Source organism: Rothia sp. 11273D007AR (assembly GCF_053547255.1).
On sequence record NZ_JBPPWJ010000004.1, the window covers coordinates 25,836 to 41,214 of the forward strand.

The 15,379-nt window shown below is 57.6% G+C and carries 14 protein-coding genes and 1 tRNA gene; 1 reads left to right on the plus strand and 14 read right to left on the minus strand.

Features of this window, described 5'->3' with window-relative positions:
- The first annotated feature begins 31 nt into the window (after positions 1 to 31).
- Entirely contained in the window at positions 32 to 532 is a 501-nt protein-coding gene (gene greA / locus ACED88_RS03035) for a transcription elongation factor GreA (protein WP_237199323.1), read from the plus strand.
- A gap of 217 nt (positions 533 to 749) precedes the next feature.
- On the opposite strand, the gene ilvA is transcribed toward greA, so the two are convergent.
- From ilvA to ACED88_RS03105, 14 genes are all read right to left on the minus strand, one after another.
- Positions 750 to 2,006, minus strand: coding sequence for a threonine ammonia-lyase (gene ilvA, locus ACED88_RS03040; protein WP_449108659.1), 1,257 nt, complete (start codon positions 2,004 to 2,006; stop codon positions 750 to 752).
- Positions 2,007 to 2,023: 17 nt separating this feature from the next.
- Positions 2,024 to 3,277, minus strand: a complete 1,254-nt coding sequence (locus ACED88_RS03045) for an AI-2E family transporter (RefSeq protein WP_237236660.1) — start codon at positions 3,275 to 3,277, stop codon at positions 2,024 to 2,026.
- Positions 3,278 to 3,428: 151 nt separating this feature from the next.
- Positions 3,429 to 4,331: a Bax inhibitor-1/YccA family protein gene (locus ACED88_RS03050; protein ID WP_449108660.1), complete on the minus strand. Its 903-nt coding sequence runs from the start codon at positions 4,329 to 4,331 to the stop codon at positions 3,429 to 3,431.
- Positions 4,332 to 4,444: 113 nt separating this feature from the next.
- Positions 4,445 to 5,323 carry an HAD hydrolase family protein gene (locus ACED88_RS03055; RefSeq protein ID WP_449108661.1) on the minus strand — a complete coding sequence of 293 codons (879 nt, stop codon included), beginning with the start codon at positions 5,321 to 5,323 and terminating at the stop codon, positions 4,445 to 4,447.
- Between the two features lie 216 nt (positions 5,324 to 5,539).
- On the minus strand, positions 5,540 to 5,773 hold the full coding sequence (locus ACED88_RS03060; protein ID WP_237199318.1) for a helix-turn-helix domain-containing protein: 234 nt from the start codon (positions 5,771 to 5,773) through the stop codon (positions 5,540 to 5,542).
- Complete coding sequence (locus tag ACED88_RS03065; RefSeq protein WP_449108662.1) at positions 5,760 to 6,302, minus strand: DUF2975 domain-containing protein; 543 nt, start codon at positions 6,300 to 6,302, stop codon at positions 5,760 to 5,762. Before ACED88_RS03065 ends, ACED88_RS03060 begins: the two co-directional genes overlap by 14 nt.
- 201 nt (positions 6,303 to 6,503) lie before the next feature.
- Positions 6,504 to 6,577 (minus strand) — tRNA-Leu (locus ACED88_RS03070).
- Between the two features lie 68 nt (positions 6,578 to 6,645).
- Positions 6,646 to 8,031 (minus strand): NAD(P)/FAD-dependent oxidoreductase, encoded by a 1,386-nt coding sequence (locus ACED88_RS03075; protein ID WP_237199316.1) that lies wholly within the window; start codon positions 8,029 to 8,031, stop codon positions 6,646 to 6,648.
- Between the two features lie 190 nt (positions 8,032 to 8,221).
- Positions 8,222 to 9,646, minus strand: coding sequence for a S8 family peptidase (locus ACED88_RS03080; RefSeq protein ID WP_449108663.1), 1,425 nt, complete (start codon positions 9,644 to 9,646; stop codon positions 8,222 to 8,224).
- 9 nt (positions 9,647 to 9,655) lie between these two features.
- Entirely contained in the window at positions 9,656 to 10,612 is a 957-nt protein-coding gene (locus ACED88_RS03085; RefSeq protein ID WP_449108664.1) for a Ppx/GppA phosphatase family protein, read from the minus strand.
- Positions 10,613 to 10,673: 61 nt separating this feature from the next.
- Positions 10,674 to 11,255 carry a DUF501 domain-containing protein gene (locus tag ACED88_RS03090; protein ID WP_449108254.1) on the minus strand — a complete coding sequence of 194 codons (582 nt, stop codon included), beginning with the start codon at positions 11,253 to 11,255 and terminating at the stop codon, positions 10,674 to 10,676.
- Positions 11,256 to 11,298: 43 nt separating this feature from the next.
- Entirely contained in the window at positions 11,299 to 11,949 is a 651-nt protein-coding gene (locus ACED88_RS03095; RefSeq protein WP_449108255.1) for an FtsB family cell division protein, read from the minus strand.
- A gap of 195 nt (positions 11,950 to 12,144) precedes the next feature.
- On the minus strand, positions 12,145 to 12,771 hold the full coding sequence (locus tag ACED88_RS03100; RefSeq protein WP_237205934.1) for an ABC transporter ATP-binding protein: 627 nt from the start codon (positions 12,769 to 12,771) through the stop codon (positions 12,145 to 12,147).
- Positions 12,768 to 14,759: a hypothetical protein gene (locus ACED88_RS03105; RefSeq protein WP_449108665.1), complete on the minus strand. Its 1,992-nt coding sequence runs from the start codon at positions 14,757 to 14,759 to the stop codon at positions 12,768 to 12,770. The genes ACED88_RS03100 and ACED88_RS03105 overlap by 4 nt, the downstream gene beginning before the upstream one ends.
- Positions 14,760 to 15,379 lie beyond the last annotated feature (620 nt).

Below are 15,379 nucleotides of genomic sequence, written 5' to 3' on the forward strand. Positions count from 1 at the left end.
CTGCGGGGCCTTGCTTACAAGGAGTAAACACATGGCAGAAAACGAAGGCGCATGGCTCACCCAGGAAGCCTACGACAAGCTCAAGGCTGAGCTTGAGCACCTCTCAGGCCCCTACCGCCAGGAAATCATCGACCGTATCTCAGCAGCCCGCGACGAAGGCGACCTGAAAGAAAACGGCGGCTACCACGCAGCCCGCGAAGAGCAGGGCAAGAACGAGGGCCGCATCAAGCAGCTGCAGCACCTGCTCGAAACCGCCCAGGTCTCAGACAAGCCCGCAGCCGACGACGGCGTGGTTGAGCCCGGCATGGTCGTTGAAGCGAACATCGCGGGCAAGACCATGACCTTCCTGCTCGGCTCCCGCGAAGTAGCCGACACCCTGGTCGGCGGCACCGACCTGCAGGTCTTCTCGGAGAAGTCCCCAATGGGTGCCGCCATTAACGGCCACAAGGTGGGTGACGAGCTTTCTTACGAAGCCCCCAACGGCAAGCAGATTCCCGTCAAGATTGTCTCTGCTAAGCCCTTCCAGGGCTAAATCTGCCCGCCGGTAGATAGACCGAAGCCCGGGCGTCCTTTCCCTCCTTCGAGGGGCGGACGCCCGGGCTTCGGTTTGCTTTGAGGGGCAAGATTCAGGCGCAGGATATTTGCCGGCAGCCTGCTGGCTTTCGGGGCTGGCGTGAATCACTTGTGAGCGCAGCGAACCGGTGAGAGGGTCGCAGGCAAAGGCAAATATTCTGCGTCTCAGAAATCTTTTAGTAAACCACAATCGGCTTATAGCCCTCAGCTTCCAGGGCTGCGATAACCTCCTGGCAGTGCTCTACACCCTTGGTTTCCATGTCGATGGTGATGGAGACATCGCCCATGGAGAGGGCGCCACCCAGACGGGTGTGGTCCACGCCGGTGACGTTGGCGTCGTGCTCCGAGATGATGCGGGAGATGGTGGTGAGCTCGCCGGGGCGGTCGTTGAGCATGAGCTTGATGGTCATGTAGCGACCCGCAGCCGACAGGCCTCGCTGAATCACCTTGAGCATGAGCATGGGGTCGATGTTGCCTCCCGAGAGCAGGCAGACCGTGGTGCCTAGGTCGCCGTACTTTTCTTTGAGAGAGCCGCTCATCAGTGCCGCTACAGAGACCGAGCCTGCCGGTTCAACGACCAGCTTGTTGCGTTCCATCAGGAAGATGAGGGCGCGGGCAATTTCGTCTTCAGAGACGGTGTGCACGTCGTCCACCAGGTTCTTGATGATGGTGAAGGGGAGCTGGCCGGGGCGGCCCACCGCGATGCCGTCGGCGATGGTGGAGACCTTTTTCAGGGGCACCAGGGCGTCTGCCGCGAGAGAGGGCGGGTAGGCTGCCGCGTGCTCAGCCTGGAGGCCGATGATGCGGATTTTCTTACCCAGCTTTTCTTCCAGCGAGCGCACCGCGATGGAGAGCCCAGCCAGCAGACCGCCGCCGCCGACGCCCACCAAGATGGTGTCGACGTCCGGAACCTGTTCCAGGATTTCTAGGCCCAGGGTGCCCTGGCCGGCGATGATGTCTTCGTTGTCGAAGGGGTGCACAAAGACAGCGCCGGTTTCTTCGGCGTAGCGCTTGGCTTCTGCCAGGGCTTCGTCCACGTTCACGCCGTGTAGCACGACCTCGGCCCCGTGGCTGCGGGTCGCTGCAATCTTGGGCAGGGCTGCGCCCTGGGGCATGTAGATGCGGGCGGCGATGCCCAGGCGGGAGGCTGCCAGCGCCACGCCCTGGGCGTGGTTGCCTGCCGATGCTGCCACCACGCCCACGGCCTTTTCAGCTTCGGTGAGCTTAGCCATGCGCACGTAGGCGCCGCGTACCTTGAAGGAGCCTGAGCGCTGTAGGTTCTCACATTTGAGGAAGACCTCGGAGCCAATCTGCTCGCTCAGGGCGCGTGAGTGGGCCACGGGGGTGCGCTCAATGACGCCGTCGAGTAGGCGGGCTGCGTCTTCAATTTGACTTAGGCTCACGGGGAGCTCTACCGGGTCGGGTGCTTGCATCGTTACCTCGTTGTGTCTTATTTCTGGGCGCCGTTGTTGATGGCTTCGAGGGCATCTTCGTCGGCCTTTTCGGCTTCCTTGATACGCTCTAGGCGTTCCTTGACCTTCTCAGCGATAGCTTTTTTCTCGCGTCGGCGTTGTTCGTGCGGGTAGAGGAATTCTTCTTCACGGATATCGGGGTCGTGTTCCCACTCGCGTCCGGCTAGGTACCTGATGACGGTGTTGACCACTGCCAGGACGGGCACGGCGAAGAGGGCGCCAACGATGCCGTAGAGCATCGAGCCGGCAACCACCACGATGACAACGGCCAGGGGGTGTAGGGCTACGGCCTTACCCATGACCAGGGGCTGCAGGATGTTGGATTCAATCTGCTGTACTACCAGTACCATGGCTAGCATGATCAGTGCGTTGACCAGGCCGTTGGCGACCAGGGCCAGCAGGACGGCGATAGCGCCTGTCAGCAGCGCACCCACTACGGGGATGAAGGAGCCCAGGAAGACGAGGACGCCCAGGGGCAGGGCCAGGGGGACGCCCAGGAAGAAGGCGGAAAGACCGATGCCCACGGCATCAACCGCTGCCACAAAGACCTGAACGCGCACGTAGGAGACCAGGGACTTCCAGCCGCGACGACCAGCACCATTCACTGCACGGCGGGCGTTGCGAGGGAAGAGCTTGACGATAAAGAGCCAGATCTTCTCGCCCTCCATGAGGAAGAAGATCAGAGTAAAGAGCACAATCACCATACCGGTACCGATATCGGCGGCAGTAGAGCCTACACTGGCTACGCCGTTCAAGATACTCGATGAGTTGTCCTGCAAGGTGGTGACCAGCTGGCTGATGTACTGGTCAATCTTGTCTGCCCCCAGGTCGATGGGCAGGTTGTTGAGCATGGCAACAATCTGGTTCCAGCCCTCAACCACCTGGTCTGAGAGGGAGGAGAAGCCCGCGGTGAGCTGCTGGCCAACCAGAGCGAGCAGGCCGACGACAGCTGCAATCAGGCCAACCTCGGTAATTGCGGTGGCAATACCGGCGTGGATGCGGTTACGGCGGAGGAAGTAGACAACCGGCGACATCAGGCCAGCAAGCAGGGCCGCAATCATAATCGAAATGACGATGAGGGAGATCTTAGCCAGCATCCAGTAGAGGGCTGCGGCTGCAATGCCCACAATCATCAGACGCCAAGACCAGGCTGCTGCAATCTGCAGGGCAAAGGGCACCTGACGGTCAGATGCGGTCTGCCGGGCAGGGGGTTCAGGAATAGTGACACTCATACTTTCTATCTTCCCACGTTTCCTTATTATCTGCCCCGCGCTAGCTCGTATCCCGGGCATAAGCGTGACGAAACTCGCCCGGGGCAAAAGCACAGTTGCTTCTGCCCCGGGCGAGGATTTTATCTCTAGTGCTCTAAGAAGAGTCTAGGTTTTAGTCGTCTGCCATAGCTCGAACGTAGTAGAGAATACGCAGAATCTCGATGTAGAGCCAGACCAGTGACACGATCAGGCCGAAGGCAATGCGCCAGGATTCCCGCTCGGGGGCGCCCATCTTGATGGCATCAGATGCGTGGGTGAAGTCCAGCAGCAGGGAGTAGGTAGCCAGCAGCACGGCGAAGAGGCCGATGATGAGGCCCAGGGGAATGCCCATTACCTCAACACCGCGGGCGTTGAAATCGAAGAAGAAGGAGGCAACGAGGTTGATGAGGCAGAAGACGGCGTAGGAAATCGTCGCAATCATAAAGAAGCGGGTCAGTTTGGGAGTTGCCCGCACCTTACCGGAGCTGTAGAGCGCCAGAATGGTTGCAAATACGATGACGGTTGCCAGAACAGCCTGAACCACGATACCGGGGTAGGAAGCCTCGAACATTCGAGAGATACCGCCAACCAGCAGACCTTCCATGACCGAGTAGGTCATCACCAGGGCAGGTGAGACCTTCTTCTTCAGGGCGTTGACGAAGCCCAGCACCAGGCCGCCAATGAAACCGAGGAACATGAGGACGGGCATGTACCAGGCAAGGACAGCACCCACGACAACCAGACCCAGGTTCAGGCCGGTCTTCATGATGATGTCGTTGATAGTGATGCGGTTGGTATCAACCGGGCCAGCGGTACCGGCGTTGTACATGTCGTTGAGCTGGCCAGCCGACACCTGCTGGTTCTCGTAGCCATAGGGAGCCTGCTGGGTGTAGCTACCCTGCTGGTAGGTGCCGTAGGGGTTCTGGGCCTGCTGGCCGTAGGGGTTGGCGGTGGTGGTGCCGCCAGCACCGAACTGCCCGAAGCGGGGGTCGCCAGCGGGCTTGGTCATGTTGTTGATCAGGGGGTTACCTGCCACGGCTGTTGTCTCCTAGTGGTAATAAGTAGTCGTGGTAAATGTCTTGCCTTCTACCCTACCGAATCTTGGCCGGTATTTCTGCCCGTTTTTCTCAGGGCGTGAGCAGCTGCGGTTTAGGCAGTCAGTTCAGCTTCAAGAAAGTTAAGGACGGCCCCATCGTTGTTCGAGCCGATGGTTAGGTCGGTGACCGGGGCGAGAACCGGGTCAGAGTGTTCCATGGCGATAGCGCGCCCCGCGTAGCTAAACATCTCAAGGTCGTTGCCAGAGTCGCCAAAGGCTGTGGTCTGCTCAGCAGCCAGTCCCAGGTGGTCAGCCAACCAGGCCAGGCCGTGACCCTTGTGGTTGCCCTCAATAATCAGGTCGATAGCACCAAACCCGCTGGAGGTTGCCGCAACCCCTGCCGGTAGGGCGGCATGAAGTTTTTCAATGGTCTCATAGATACCTTCACCGGGGTCAGCGTTCAGGGCAATCTTCACCACGGTTTCGGTGATAGTGCTCGGGTCATCGATGGCTTCCACATTGGGGTAGAAAGGACGAATCGCGGTGATGGGGTCTTCCGGGTCCCAGCCGGGCAGGTCAATGCCGACCTTGGTGACCTGTTCGTGCACACGTCCGGCGATGGTCGCTAGCCGGTCGCTGGGAACAAAAGAGTGGTGACGGCAGGAAAGAATAATGCCCAGAGCAGGGAAGTTCTCGAGAGCCGCCAGAGCCTGGTTTACCAGGTCAGGGCTAAAACCCCACAGGGCTAAGTCGGTGCCCTGGTTATGAATAATGGCACCGTTCTCTGCGATGTAGTACAGATTCTTGTTGTGTTCATGCCCGGCCAGGTATTCCTCGATTTTTGGCATCTGGTTGCCGGTTGCTACCGCCAGGTAGGAGCCCTGCTCAGCTAGCAGGGTCAGGACGCGGTCCAGCTGCTCGTGCTTGTAGGTTTTGTGGTCGGTGAGCAGGGTTCCATCGAGGTCAACAGCGTAGAGATGAGGTGTCTTCATAGCTTCTACTCTATCGAAAACCCTAGGAGCCGCAGATACTACTGCCGCAGCGTCCTTTACCCGAACCTAGAAGTTCACCCTACTCATTTTCTCTTGACCCTATAGATTATCTCGGGGTCAAGAGAAAACGAATAGGGTGAATAAAACAATATCTTACTTGTGAGCCAGAGTCTCCCCCATTCTCGGGGGGGGATGGGTGACAATCGCTGTCGTTCCCTATTCAATACTCAAGAGGTCGCCCGGCGAGCATTCTAGAACATCACAAATAGCAAGGAGCGTACTAAACCGTATAGCTTTCGCACGATTGTTTTTGAGTTTAGAAAGATTAGCAACTGTCACCCCAACTCGGTCTGACAACTCAAGCAATGTCATAGAACGCTGATCAAGTAAAACACCCAAATTACAGTGGATGTATTTGCCACTCTTTTCAACCGGTTCAGACAAGGTCATCAACCTCTTCCTGAAGCTCAATTGCCTGACGAATCGACCCCTGCAGGACGTACAGCATCGCAAGCAGCAGGAACACAAGAACCATGACTGAAGTATTGGTGAGTAGACCACCGCTCCACTGGTCGTTCAGGCCAAGACGGTGCGCAAGGAAATTGTTACCCATGCCTTCAATACCACTGCCAACCAGCCAGCCGAGTACCGCATAGGCAACGACAACCGCACGTTTTGATGTCTCTTCGGTGTACAGCTGACCATTCTTAATGCGATTCAGCATGGACCACATTCCCCAAATAGCAACTAGCAGGCTCGCCGACTTGAGCATAAAACCTGTCATTAAGTATGCAAAGGGACCCCCAGCTGCAAGGTCAAAACTGACACCACCTTCAACTGCCGGGCTCAGGAAAGTATGAAATTTCTGATCGACAAATACATTCAGTACGTAAGTGACAAGAAATAGGGTGCACAACATAGCCAATGCAGTAACGTCAAACGACCAGAAGCTTTTCTTTCTAAGGGGACTTGTAGACACAGTCGCTTCCTTTCTGACTAATTGATGATTGTTCGCATGAACTCTCTCAACTATTTACATATCGTTTATCGATGTTATCGTTTATCGATATGCCGTGCAAGTCTTCAGCCTAAACAGAATTAGTCAGGGGCGCCCAGTTCACCCAGGTAACAAAAAAGAGAGTACGCCTGCGCTTTGCGCTTGACGTACTCTCCATTTTTGTAGCCCCACCGGGACTCGAACCCGGAACACAAAGATTTTAAGTCTTCTGCCTCTGCCAATTGGGCTATAGGGCCTTGAGCGGGCACCCGCCGGGCCTCACCCGGCGAGCGCTTTCGCTTATACCTTTATACCAGAAAAGTTCCTAGAGCTTTGCCTTGGTCTTTTCGGGTGCGGTGCCGGTAGCCTGCTGGAAGGCGCGGCGGGGTGAACGCTGGTGACGGATTGATGAGGTGTCGCGGCCGAAGATCTGGTTGAGTGCCCAGGTGGCCATGACGCGTGCGGTGCGTTCGGTGGTGGGGATAGCGGTGCCGTGGTAGCCGCGGTGCATGAGCCAGGCGATGGGGCCGCCGATGGTCTTGCCCTTGAAGTTAGCTACGCCCTTCCACAGGCCCAGGCCGGCAACGACGCCGATGGTCTCGTGGTAGTAGTCGGTCAGTGCTTCGCCGCGGCGCTTGGCCAGCAGGTTTTCTGCCAGCTTGAGGGCCTGGCGGGAGGCGTGCTGGGCGTTGGGGACGCAGAAGCCGCCGACGCCGCCACCGGAGAGGTCGGGTACAGCTGCGTTGTCGCCTGCTGCCCAGGCGTCCTCGATGATGCCTTCATCGCCTGCAACGCGCAGGTCGGCCTGTACGCGGACGCGGCCGCGCTCGTCGATGGGGAAGTCGGTGTCCTTGAGCATGGGGGACGCTGCGACGCCGGCGGTCCAGATCAGGGTGTCGGTGTCGAGTTCACCGGCGGGTGACTTGTCGCCCATGTTGATGAGCTGCAGGTGGCCGTCGGTGGCGTCGGAGAGTGAGGTGTTGAGCAGGACCTCGATGCCGCGGGCGCGCAGTTCAGCGACAACCTTTTCGGCGCGGTCTGCGGGGACCTCGGGCATGATGCGGGGGGCTGCTTCGACCATGACGAAGCGCAGGTCTGAGATGCGCAGGCGGTCGTTGCGGTTGACGGCTTCGCGGGCCATGTCTTCAAGTTCGGAGATGGTTTCGACGCCTGCGAAACCGCCGCCGACGATGACGAAGGTGAGGGCGCGGCGGCGCTCGTCCTCGTCGGTGGTGAGGGAGGCGATTTCGATGCGCTCGAGTACCCAGTTGCGGACGGAGACTGCTTCTTCAACGGTCTTCATGCCGATGGCAACCTCGGCCAGGCCGGGGATGGGGAAGGCACGGGTGACGGCGCCTGCGCCCAGGACGATTTCGTCGTAGGTCAGTTCGAAGGTTTCACCGGCGTTGATGGGTTCGATGGTTGCGGTCTTGGTAGCGTGGTTGATTGCTACGACGCGGCCGCCGATGATTTCTGAGTCACGCAGGTGCTGGCGCAGGGGTACGGTGGCGTTGCGGCCTTCCATGGAGCCTGCAGCTACTTCGGGGAGGAAGGGCTGGTAGGTCATGTAGGGGTTGGGGTCGACAACGGTGACGACGCCGCCGGACTCCTTGATGACCTTCTGGATCTTCTTTGCGACGGTGAAGCCGACGTAGCCGCCGCCGACGATGAGGACGCGGGGGCGGTCCTGTGCAATCTTGTTGAATGCCATGCGAGTTAACTTCCTGTTGGTGTAGTGCCGGTGTTCCGGCAAAAAGTCTCCATGCTTATATTGCCACTTTTGCGGGGTTTAAGCATAGTTTTGGGCGGTGTATTTGCTGTGAGCGTTTCTTGCCCTGCCGGTGTCTAGCCTTTCAGAGCAGGGTGAAGATTTGATGAAGGCTAGATGAGGTGGGCTCGGGCTAGCGGCGACGGCTGCGTTTGATGATGTTGGTGAGCTGGTGGATGGAGCCGAAGGTGATGATGCCGACCCAGAGGGCGAAGGCGGCGAGCACGATGAAGGGCAGGATGCCGGAGTCTTCAACGGGGCGGACGGGCGTGGGGGCGGCTGCTTCTGTGATGGTTTCGCCGGCCTGGTGCACGGGGGTTTCGCTGGCGCTGGGCGCAGCTGAGGCGGTGTTTTTGCGGTGGACGTTGATCCAGTCGCTCATGGAGCCGAGCGGGTTGGTGTCGGTGTCATCCGGGGTGGAGCTGGCCAGGGCGGCTTTGGGGTTGATGATGCCGTAGCCGTAGAGGGCATCGCGCCCGTCCGCTCCGGCGTCATCGCTGGAAGCGATGATGCGCTGGATCACCTGGTTGCCGGTCAGGTCGGGGTATTTTTCCATGATGAGGGCGGCAAGTCCGGCGACGATGGGGGCGGCGGCTGAGGTGCCTGACCAGGTGGCGTATTTGTTGTTGGGGATAGCGCCGATCATGGACTCGCTGGGGGCTGAGACAGCGATAGAGATACCCTGCGAGGATGAGGACCAGGATTCCTGCTTGTTCTTATCAACGCCACCAACGGTGAGTACCCCGGGCATGGTGGCAGGTGCCCCGACCTGGGTGAGACCGGCACCGCGGTTGCCGGCAGAGGCGATGATAATGATGCCCTTTTCTTCGGCGTAGGCAAAGGCAGAGTCCCAGGATTCGGGCCAGCTGGTTTTATCGGAGCCCACAGACAGGTTGATGATATCGGCCCCGTTATCGACGGCGTAGCGCACGGCGTCCGGAATCTGCTCGTCGACCGAGCGGGTAGTGGCGCTGGTGGTACCGAGTTCTAGGGAAATAGGCAAAATGGTGGCATCGGGTGCTACCCCGATCATGCCTGCGGACTCCCCGGGTTCGCCGGAATTAGCGGGAGTGATGCCGTCATCGTGGCCGTGGCCTGCGATCACAGAGGCAACCAGGGTGCCGTGTTCGGGTTCAACGCCCAGACCCTTCCAGCCCTTGTTCTTAGTGGTTCCGGTCGAGGCGTCGTAGCCGCTCACCACGTTACCGGCCAGGTCCTGGTGGGTGCCGTCTACACCGGTGTCGATGACGGCGACTGTAACGCCCTTGCCGGTGGTTTCGCTCCACAGGTCGGTAAAGCCGTACTGGGTGAGCCAGTACTCGCGGGCGCGGATTGAGTCGCCCTTGGGGGTAGCGATGGTGGGTACCGAGGCCAGGGCGCTGGGGCTGGCGCTGGCCTTTGAGGTAGCGCTGGCTGACGCACTTGCTGTGGGGCTGGCACTGGCAGAGGGGCTAGCGGTGGTGGCACGAGCCGGTAGGACGCCTAGGGCCAGGGCCGTTGTGAGGGCAAGGCCACTGGTGAGCAGGGCGGTGCCGGTGGGGAGTCGCCGAAAGGCCATGTGCGACTCCTAGCGGCTGGCGCGTTCGGCAACCGACAGGGCCAGACCGTCGAGGATGTCTTTTTCGGAAGCGATAGCGCTGGTGACCGCTCCCCCGGTGAGGGCGCTGATGCGCTCAACGATGCGGGCCCAGACAACTGACCCTGCGGGGATGACGTCCACCCGACCCTCGTGCATGTAGGGCAGGGCAGCGCGTTCGGCGCTGGTCATAGCGACTATGTCGGCAGCGGCCCGGGAGATGTCCTTGATGGCGATTTCGGCGCGGTCGATTTTTTCGGGGTCGTAGGCGTCAAGCCCCATCACGTGGGCTGCCACGGTGGTGACGGTTCCCGCCACGCCCACAACGCGGCGGGCGGCAGAAAGGTCAACGGAGGCGCTTGCGGTTGCGATAGCCCGGTCGGTATCTGCAATGACGCGGGAAACCTGGGTGACATTGGCGGGGTCGGAGCTAATATGGCGTTCGGTCATACGCACGCAGCCGATATCAACTGAGCGGGCTGCGGCCAGGCCGTCCTTGTTTCCCAGCACGAACTCGGTGGAGCCGCCGCCCAGGTCAATCACCAGGGTCATCTCGTCGGTATTGCCCACCGACGAGACGGCACCGGCAAAGGACAGTTCTGCCTCTTCCCGCCCGGTAATGACCTCGGGTTCTACCCCCAGAATCTCGCGGATGCCGTCGATAAAAATCTGGCGGTTGCCCGCGTCCCGGGTGGCGCTGGTGGCGGCAAAGCGTACGTGCTCTACCCCGTATTCGCGCAGCAGGTCGGCGTATTCGTGGGCCGCGGCGAAGGTGCGCTCCAGGGATTCTTTGGCTAGCCAGCCGGTGGCGTCCACGCCCTTGCCCAGGCGCACGATCTTCATGTGACGCTCAAGGTCGGTGAGCACAAAGCCGTGTTCGGTGGCTTCGGCCTCGGCGATGAGCAGGCGAATTGAGTTGGTTCCGCAGTCGATAGCGCCAACGCGCATGGTTACTCCCGGTGACTCGTAGGGCAGGTACAGGTAGGGTGGGGCGGACGCCGGTGGGCGGCTAGTTGCGCCAGGCGGGGTCGCAGTGGCAGGTTTCGGGGGTCCACCACTCGGCAATCAGGTCGAGGGTTGCATCCCCGTAGGGGTTGATGCCGCGGCCAACAGCTAGGGTGTGGCCGAGCACAGCGTGCAGGCACTTGACGCGGGTGGGCATGCCACCGGCTGAAACGCCCTCAATTTCGGGCACTTCTTCTAGGCCGGCCTTGACACGAATGCGTTCGCGCTCTGCCAGGTAGTTCTCGTGGGCTCCCCGGTAGGCGGCAGCCTTGCTCTCGTCGTCGGTGACTTCATCGGTCATCTCGTACATGGCACCTTCTGCTTCAAGGCGGGAAGCTGCGGCGGTGATGACGGGGTGGGCCAGGTAGAAGGTGGTGGGGAAGGGCGAGCCGTTGGCCAGGCGCGGGGCGGTGGCAGCGACCAGGGGGTTGCCGCAGACGCAACGGGCCGGGATTTCTACGACATCGCGCACGGTGCGACCTAGCTGGGCTGAGAGCACTTTCAGGTCAAGCTCGGTGGGGGTGAGGGTTTCGGCGGTGACGCCGAAGCCCTGGGGCTGGTGCTCGGTGTTTGCGGGTGTGGTCATGGTGTCCTTAGAGGGTGGTGCTGGTTTTTCTAGTCTACCGGCGCTAGCGGGTGGTGGCGGTAGCGCTAGAGCTAGCTGAGGGGCTGGCGCTGGGGCTGTTTGAGGTGCCGGGGGCCGGGCTGCTGACGGAGGTGTCTTCGGCGGCCAGCTGCAGGGAGCCCCAGAGTTTGGTGGTCCAGGAGTCTTCGGGGGCGGTTTTAGCGGCCGCACTGGTGTCGTCCGCCAGCTCGCTGGTGGAGTCCACGCCTACCACCAGGTAGGGGGTCTCCCCCGGTTGTACGTAGAAGAGACGGCTGCGGGCCTGTTGCTTGACGTAGTTGTCGTCCTGCCACCAGCTGACCTGGGCGTTCAGCGAGTCCTGCTCGGCTTGCAGGGCGGCGATGCTGGCCTTGGCGTCGTTGATTTCGTTTTGCTGGCGAAGGAAGGAGGTCAGCGGGGTGTAGACCGACAGGGCGATAATCACCAGCACGATGGCGAAGGTGATGAAGTGCCCGCTGAAGGAGTGGGCGGCTACCGGGGTGCCCAGCTCCTGCGAGGGGGTTTCTGCGGTGGTCTCGGTGCGCAGGGGCTTGGCTGCCCGGGCACGGCGGGGTTTGGCCTGCTTTTCCTGAGAGGGGGCGGACGCCGGCTTCCCCAGGCCGAAGCCAAAAAAGGCTGCGATGGGGTTGGGTTTCTTACCCGGTGTGCGTGCCATAAGTGCTCTTCCTGCCCTCTCGTCCGTGATTTTCCTATTTTACCGTCTGAACTGGGCACCCGCTGAACGGTTCCTGCCTTCGCCCTTAAAGGGCAGTGCCCCGGCCAGGGGCAACCTGTCCGGGGCACGGGCGTCCTTACTCTCTTACCTTAGAGAGTGGGCAGACAAGGCATATTGTCTACCTTGTTTCTTTGTTTACGGCAGTTGGTAGACAGCATCGCAACGTGAGATGAGCCAGTCATCGTGAGTTGCTACAAGTACCGTAGCACCGGCGTCTGCTCTTTGTCTGAGTAAGTCATATATTAGTTGGCTATTATGGTGATCTAGTGAAGCTGTGGGCTCATCAGCGTAGAGAACATCAGCCCTTTTATACAAGGCCCGGGCAATGCCTAGTCGCTGTTTTTCACCTCCAGAAAGTACGGTTGCGGGTTCTAGACTACGCCCTTCCAGCCCTACCTGGGTTAGGGCCTCTTCGACAGTCTGGCGGTTACGTTTAAAATCCCGGTCTGAGAGGGTTACATTTGCGCCGACTGTTTCATCAGTCAATGTTCCGTAATCCTGGTATATGAAGGCTGCCTTCTGAGCCCAAAACTGGGCCCGTTTCTTCTCTGGCCATGGGCTTGTGTCATGGCCATCAATAGTAACTTTTCCCGATGTTGGTGTTACGAGAAGACCGAGGGTAGCTAGTAGGGTGCTTTTACCGCTGCCGCTGACTCCTGTAAGCGCCGTAATCTGCCCCGGCATAGCAGAAAGCGAAACTTCCTGAATAATTTTTCTCTCTCTTATAACTACAGTGATATTTTGTGCCTCAAGGTGGGTCATGATTGTTCCTCTCGCAGTACAGCAGATTTGAATTCACGACGGGTAACAAAGATATAGGAAGATACCAGGAGCAGTAGATAGAGCCCTAGCATAAGGATGAAGGACTGTATTCCATCTATAGCAGTTGAATAGGAACCGATGCTTATAGCAAGGACTGCTCCAAGTAGCAAAGCTCCAGCACCGTACCCTACCTGAATACGTAGAGGATTATTTACGATTTTTTGGTAACGCTTACCGGCACAACGAAGAATAAAGATACTCTCGCGTTGAGACCGAGCCCAAGTAAGTGCTCTGGTGTAAACCAAGGCTATCAGTGAAACTACAAGCAAGATTCCTGATAGTAGGTAAAAGACTAGTTCCTGCCAAAACCCTTGGGCTTTGGTAAGAGAGTTGTCATTGATGCTGTCCGCTGAGTAAACACCTTGAGAATAAAAGGGGGCCGCTTCAAATATTTGCAGAGTCTCTTCTGGATCAGCGAAGAAGACATTCCCTGTGGTCATCAGAGGCATAAGAGCCCCATTCACTTGCAAGTATTGAACAGGATTATGAACTAGCACTACTAAAGCATCAGAACTTTCGACGGTCTTTCCCCCATAGTGAAAGTTTGTTCCCAGCCCCAGAACCATGTGATCTTCGGTAGGAGTATAGAAGGAGAAAGCCTGGTTGAAGGTTGAGGGGTCCTTCAACAGAATCTCTAGTTGGGGTTTCCAGAAGTCGATGAAACTCCCCTGAAGGATATCTTGATCCAGCTCTCTTATTTCTAGCCCTGGAGTAGTTCCGGTTGCTTCCAAATACTCAGTATTAACTAGGAAGATATCATCAAATGCGTCCCCGCTCGTAGTTTCCATTCCTTCAAAAGCAGTGCTGAAAGCGAGGGATAGGTAGAGGTTACCCTGCGCCTCGAGGGTATTGAGCGTTAGCTCCAATTGGTCGGAATTTTCTGGGTTGTCGAAATAACTTGAGTTGATATTAAGAGCATAGGCATCACCAAGGAGTTCAAGCTCTTTAGCTTGTGTCAGACTTCTGTAAGCAGCTTTACTAAGCGCCAAAGTATTCGCAGTTGTGAATGTAGTCAGCGCAAGAGCAAAAGTCGCTAGAAGTACTAACAAAAGTGTTACTTTTCGATAATTTTCCCGGCGTTCCCTCACTGCTTGAAGCGTCGGTTTGCAAACCCATGAGATTCCTCCGGTAAGGAAAAAAAGAATTACAAGGTAGAAGAGCACTGCTCCTGCTATAAACGGTAACAATGTATGCAGGGTTGCAACGTTTGTCATCGCGTAAAGCCCCGCAGCTGAGAAAACCACCCCAAGTAGAGCACCTATTCCCAGCGGGGGCACTGTCGCACCTATATCTTGTCGATGGATTTGACGGTATGTCATTCCGCCTAGATACCGGATAGAACGGCCTCGCATTTTACGGGCAAAGTAGCCTGTCATAAGTAGAGCAGTGGCTAAGGTTGTTGCTATGAGAGCTGCACCAGCACCACTTTGAGCGACCAAGCTTGCGTTTCTTACAAGGGGATTCAGTTCGTTACCTATTGCAACGTCTACTCCGGCCTGAGCAAGTGTTTCTTGTATATCCCTAATTAGTTCAGGATTATTTTTGAGTACATAATCACCACTAAGAGGGATTTCTCCTAGCCTGTCATAAGTGACGAGGGTTCCTGAAACCTCTGGCGCAGCCCACTGAATTTTTCCCTCTGCAATATGCAGGTCTGAAATTTTTTGAGGATTTCCAAAGACTACGAGGTTGCGTTGCGTTTCAGTGGTTTCAGATTGCCCACTGGTTATTTTATAAATATTGGTATCGTGCTTAAGAGCTAAATCGTTGAGAGTCTTTGTGAGAGTCTGTTTATTTTCAAGCTGACCTGCTGTGTTGAGCGAAAAACTGATATTACTGCCAGCGGGGTAAGAATACTGTAAACTCTGCATGGCCTGCCAAAGCGAAAAGGCAATCAAAATTGCAGCTAGAAAACTGAGAAAAGCCATACAACGCCGTATCACTTACACTCACCCTTTCACACTCTAAATATTCTCCTTAGTGATAATTCACTGTAATGAGGATTATTCATAAGGGTAGGTGAAGTAGGCTCGCAGCGAAGCTGCTGGCTCGGTGGCTGGCGTGAATCGCCTTGTGAGCGAAGCGAACCAGGCGAGAGGGTCGGCAGCGAGTGCGAGCCTGCGGAACTCCATGCGAATAAGCCTCGATACATGGATTGCAGGCCCAACCACCTTCCATGCATCTTTTTCTTTACCCCTCCTGAGAGGTGTATAGCTATACTACCCCCCCTCTTGGTGACATACAATACATTTTTAGGTTTTTAACCAAATTCTACTGGCCTGAAACTGCTCAGGAACTACAAAAAAACGAAGAACCTTATCTTTAGGTGATACCACCAGGTAGTACAGCAAATACGATCAAAGCTATCAGCTTCTTAGAAGCTTATTCATTAGGGCAGGTGGAGCAGGCTCACAGCGAAGCTGCTGGCTCGGATGAAGTGAGCGGGTGCGACAGCACGCAAGAGCGAACGGAATCCGCCGCAAGGCGGGGCGTGAGGGTCAGGCTTACCGCCCATTCCGCCCGCAGATTTATTTCCTCGCGCGCTCAG

Bases quoted from the DNA above. Each gene is read 5' to 3' on its own strand.
- greA (WP_237199323.1), top strand. From the start codon at position 32: ATGGCAGAAAACGAAGGCGCATGGCTCACCCAGGAAGCCTACGACAAG.
- ilvA (WP_449108659.1), bottom strand. From the start codon at position 2,006: ATGCAAGCACCCGACCCGGTAGAGCTCCCCGTGAGCCTAAGTCAAATT.
- ACED88_RS03045 (WP_237236660.1), bottom strand. From the start codon at position 3,277: ATGAGTGTCACTATTCCTGAACCCCCTGCCCGGCAGACCGCATCTGAC.
- ACED88_RS03055 (WP_449108661.1), bottom strand. From the start codon at position 5,323: ATGAAGACACCTCATCTCTACGCTGTTGACCTCGATGGAACCCTGCTC.
- ACED88_RS03060 (WP_237199318.1), bottom strand. From the start codon at position 5,773: ATGACCTTGTCTGAACCGGTTGAAAAGAGTGGCAAATACATCCACTGT.
- ACED88_RS03075 (WP_237199316.1), bottom strand. From the start codon at position 8,031: ATGGCATTCAACAAGATTGCACAGGACCGCCCCCGCGTCCTCATCGTC.
- ACED88_RS03080 (WP_449108663.1), bottom strand. From the start codon at position 9,646: ATGGCCTTTCGGCGACTCCCCACCGGCACCGCCCTGCTCACCAGTGGC.
- ACED88_RS03085 (WP_449108664.1), bottom strand. From the start codon at position 10,612: ATGCGCGTTGGCGCTATCGACTGCGGAACCAACTCAATTCGCCTGCTC.
- ACED88_RS03090 (WP_449108254.1), bottom strand. From the start codon at position 11,255: ATGACCACACCCGCAAACACCGAGCACCAGCCCCAGGGCTTCGGCGTC.
- ACED88_RS03095 (WP_449108255.1), bottom strand. From the start codon at position 11,949: ATGGCACGCACACCGGGTAAGAAACCCAACCCCATCGCAGCCTTTTTT.
- ACED88_RS03100 (WP_237205934.1), bottom strand. From the start codon at position 12,771: ATGACCCACCTTGAGGCACAAAATATCACTGTAGTTATAAGAGAGAGA.
- ACED88_RS03105 (WP_449108665.1), bottom strand. From the start codon at position 14,759: ATGGCTTTTCTCAGTTTTCTAGCTGCAATTTTGATTGCCTTTTCGCTT.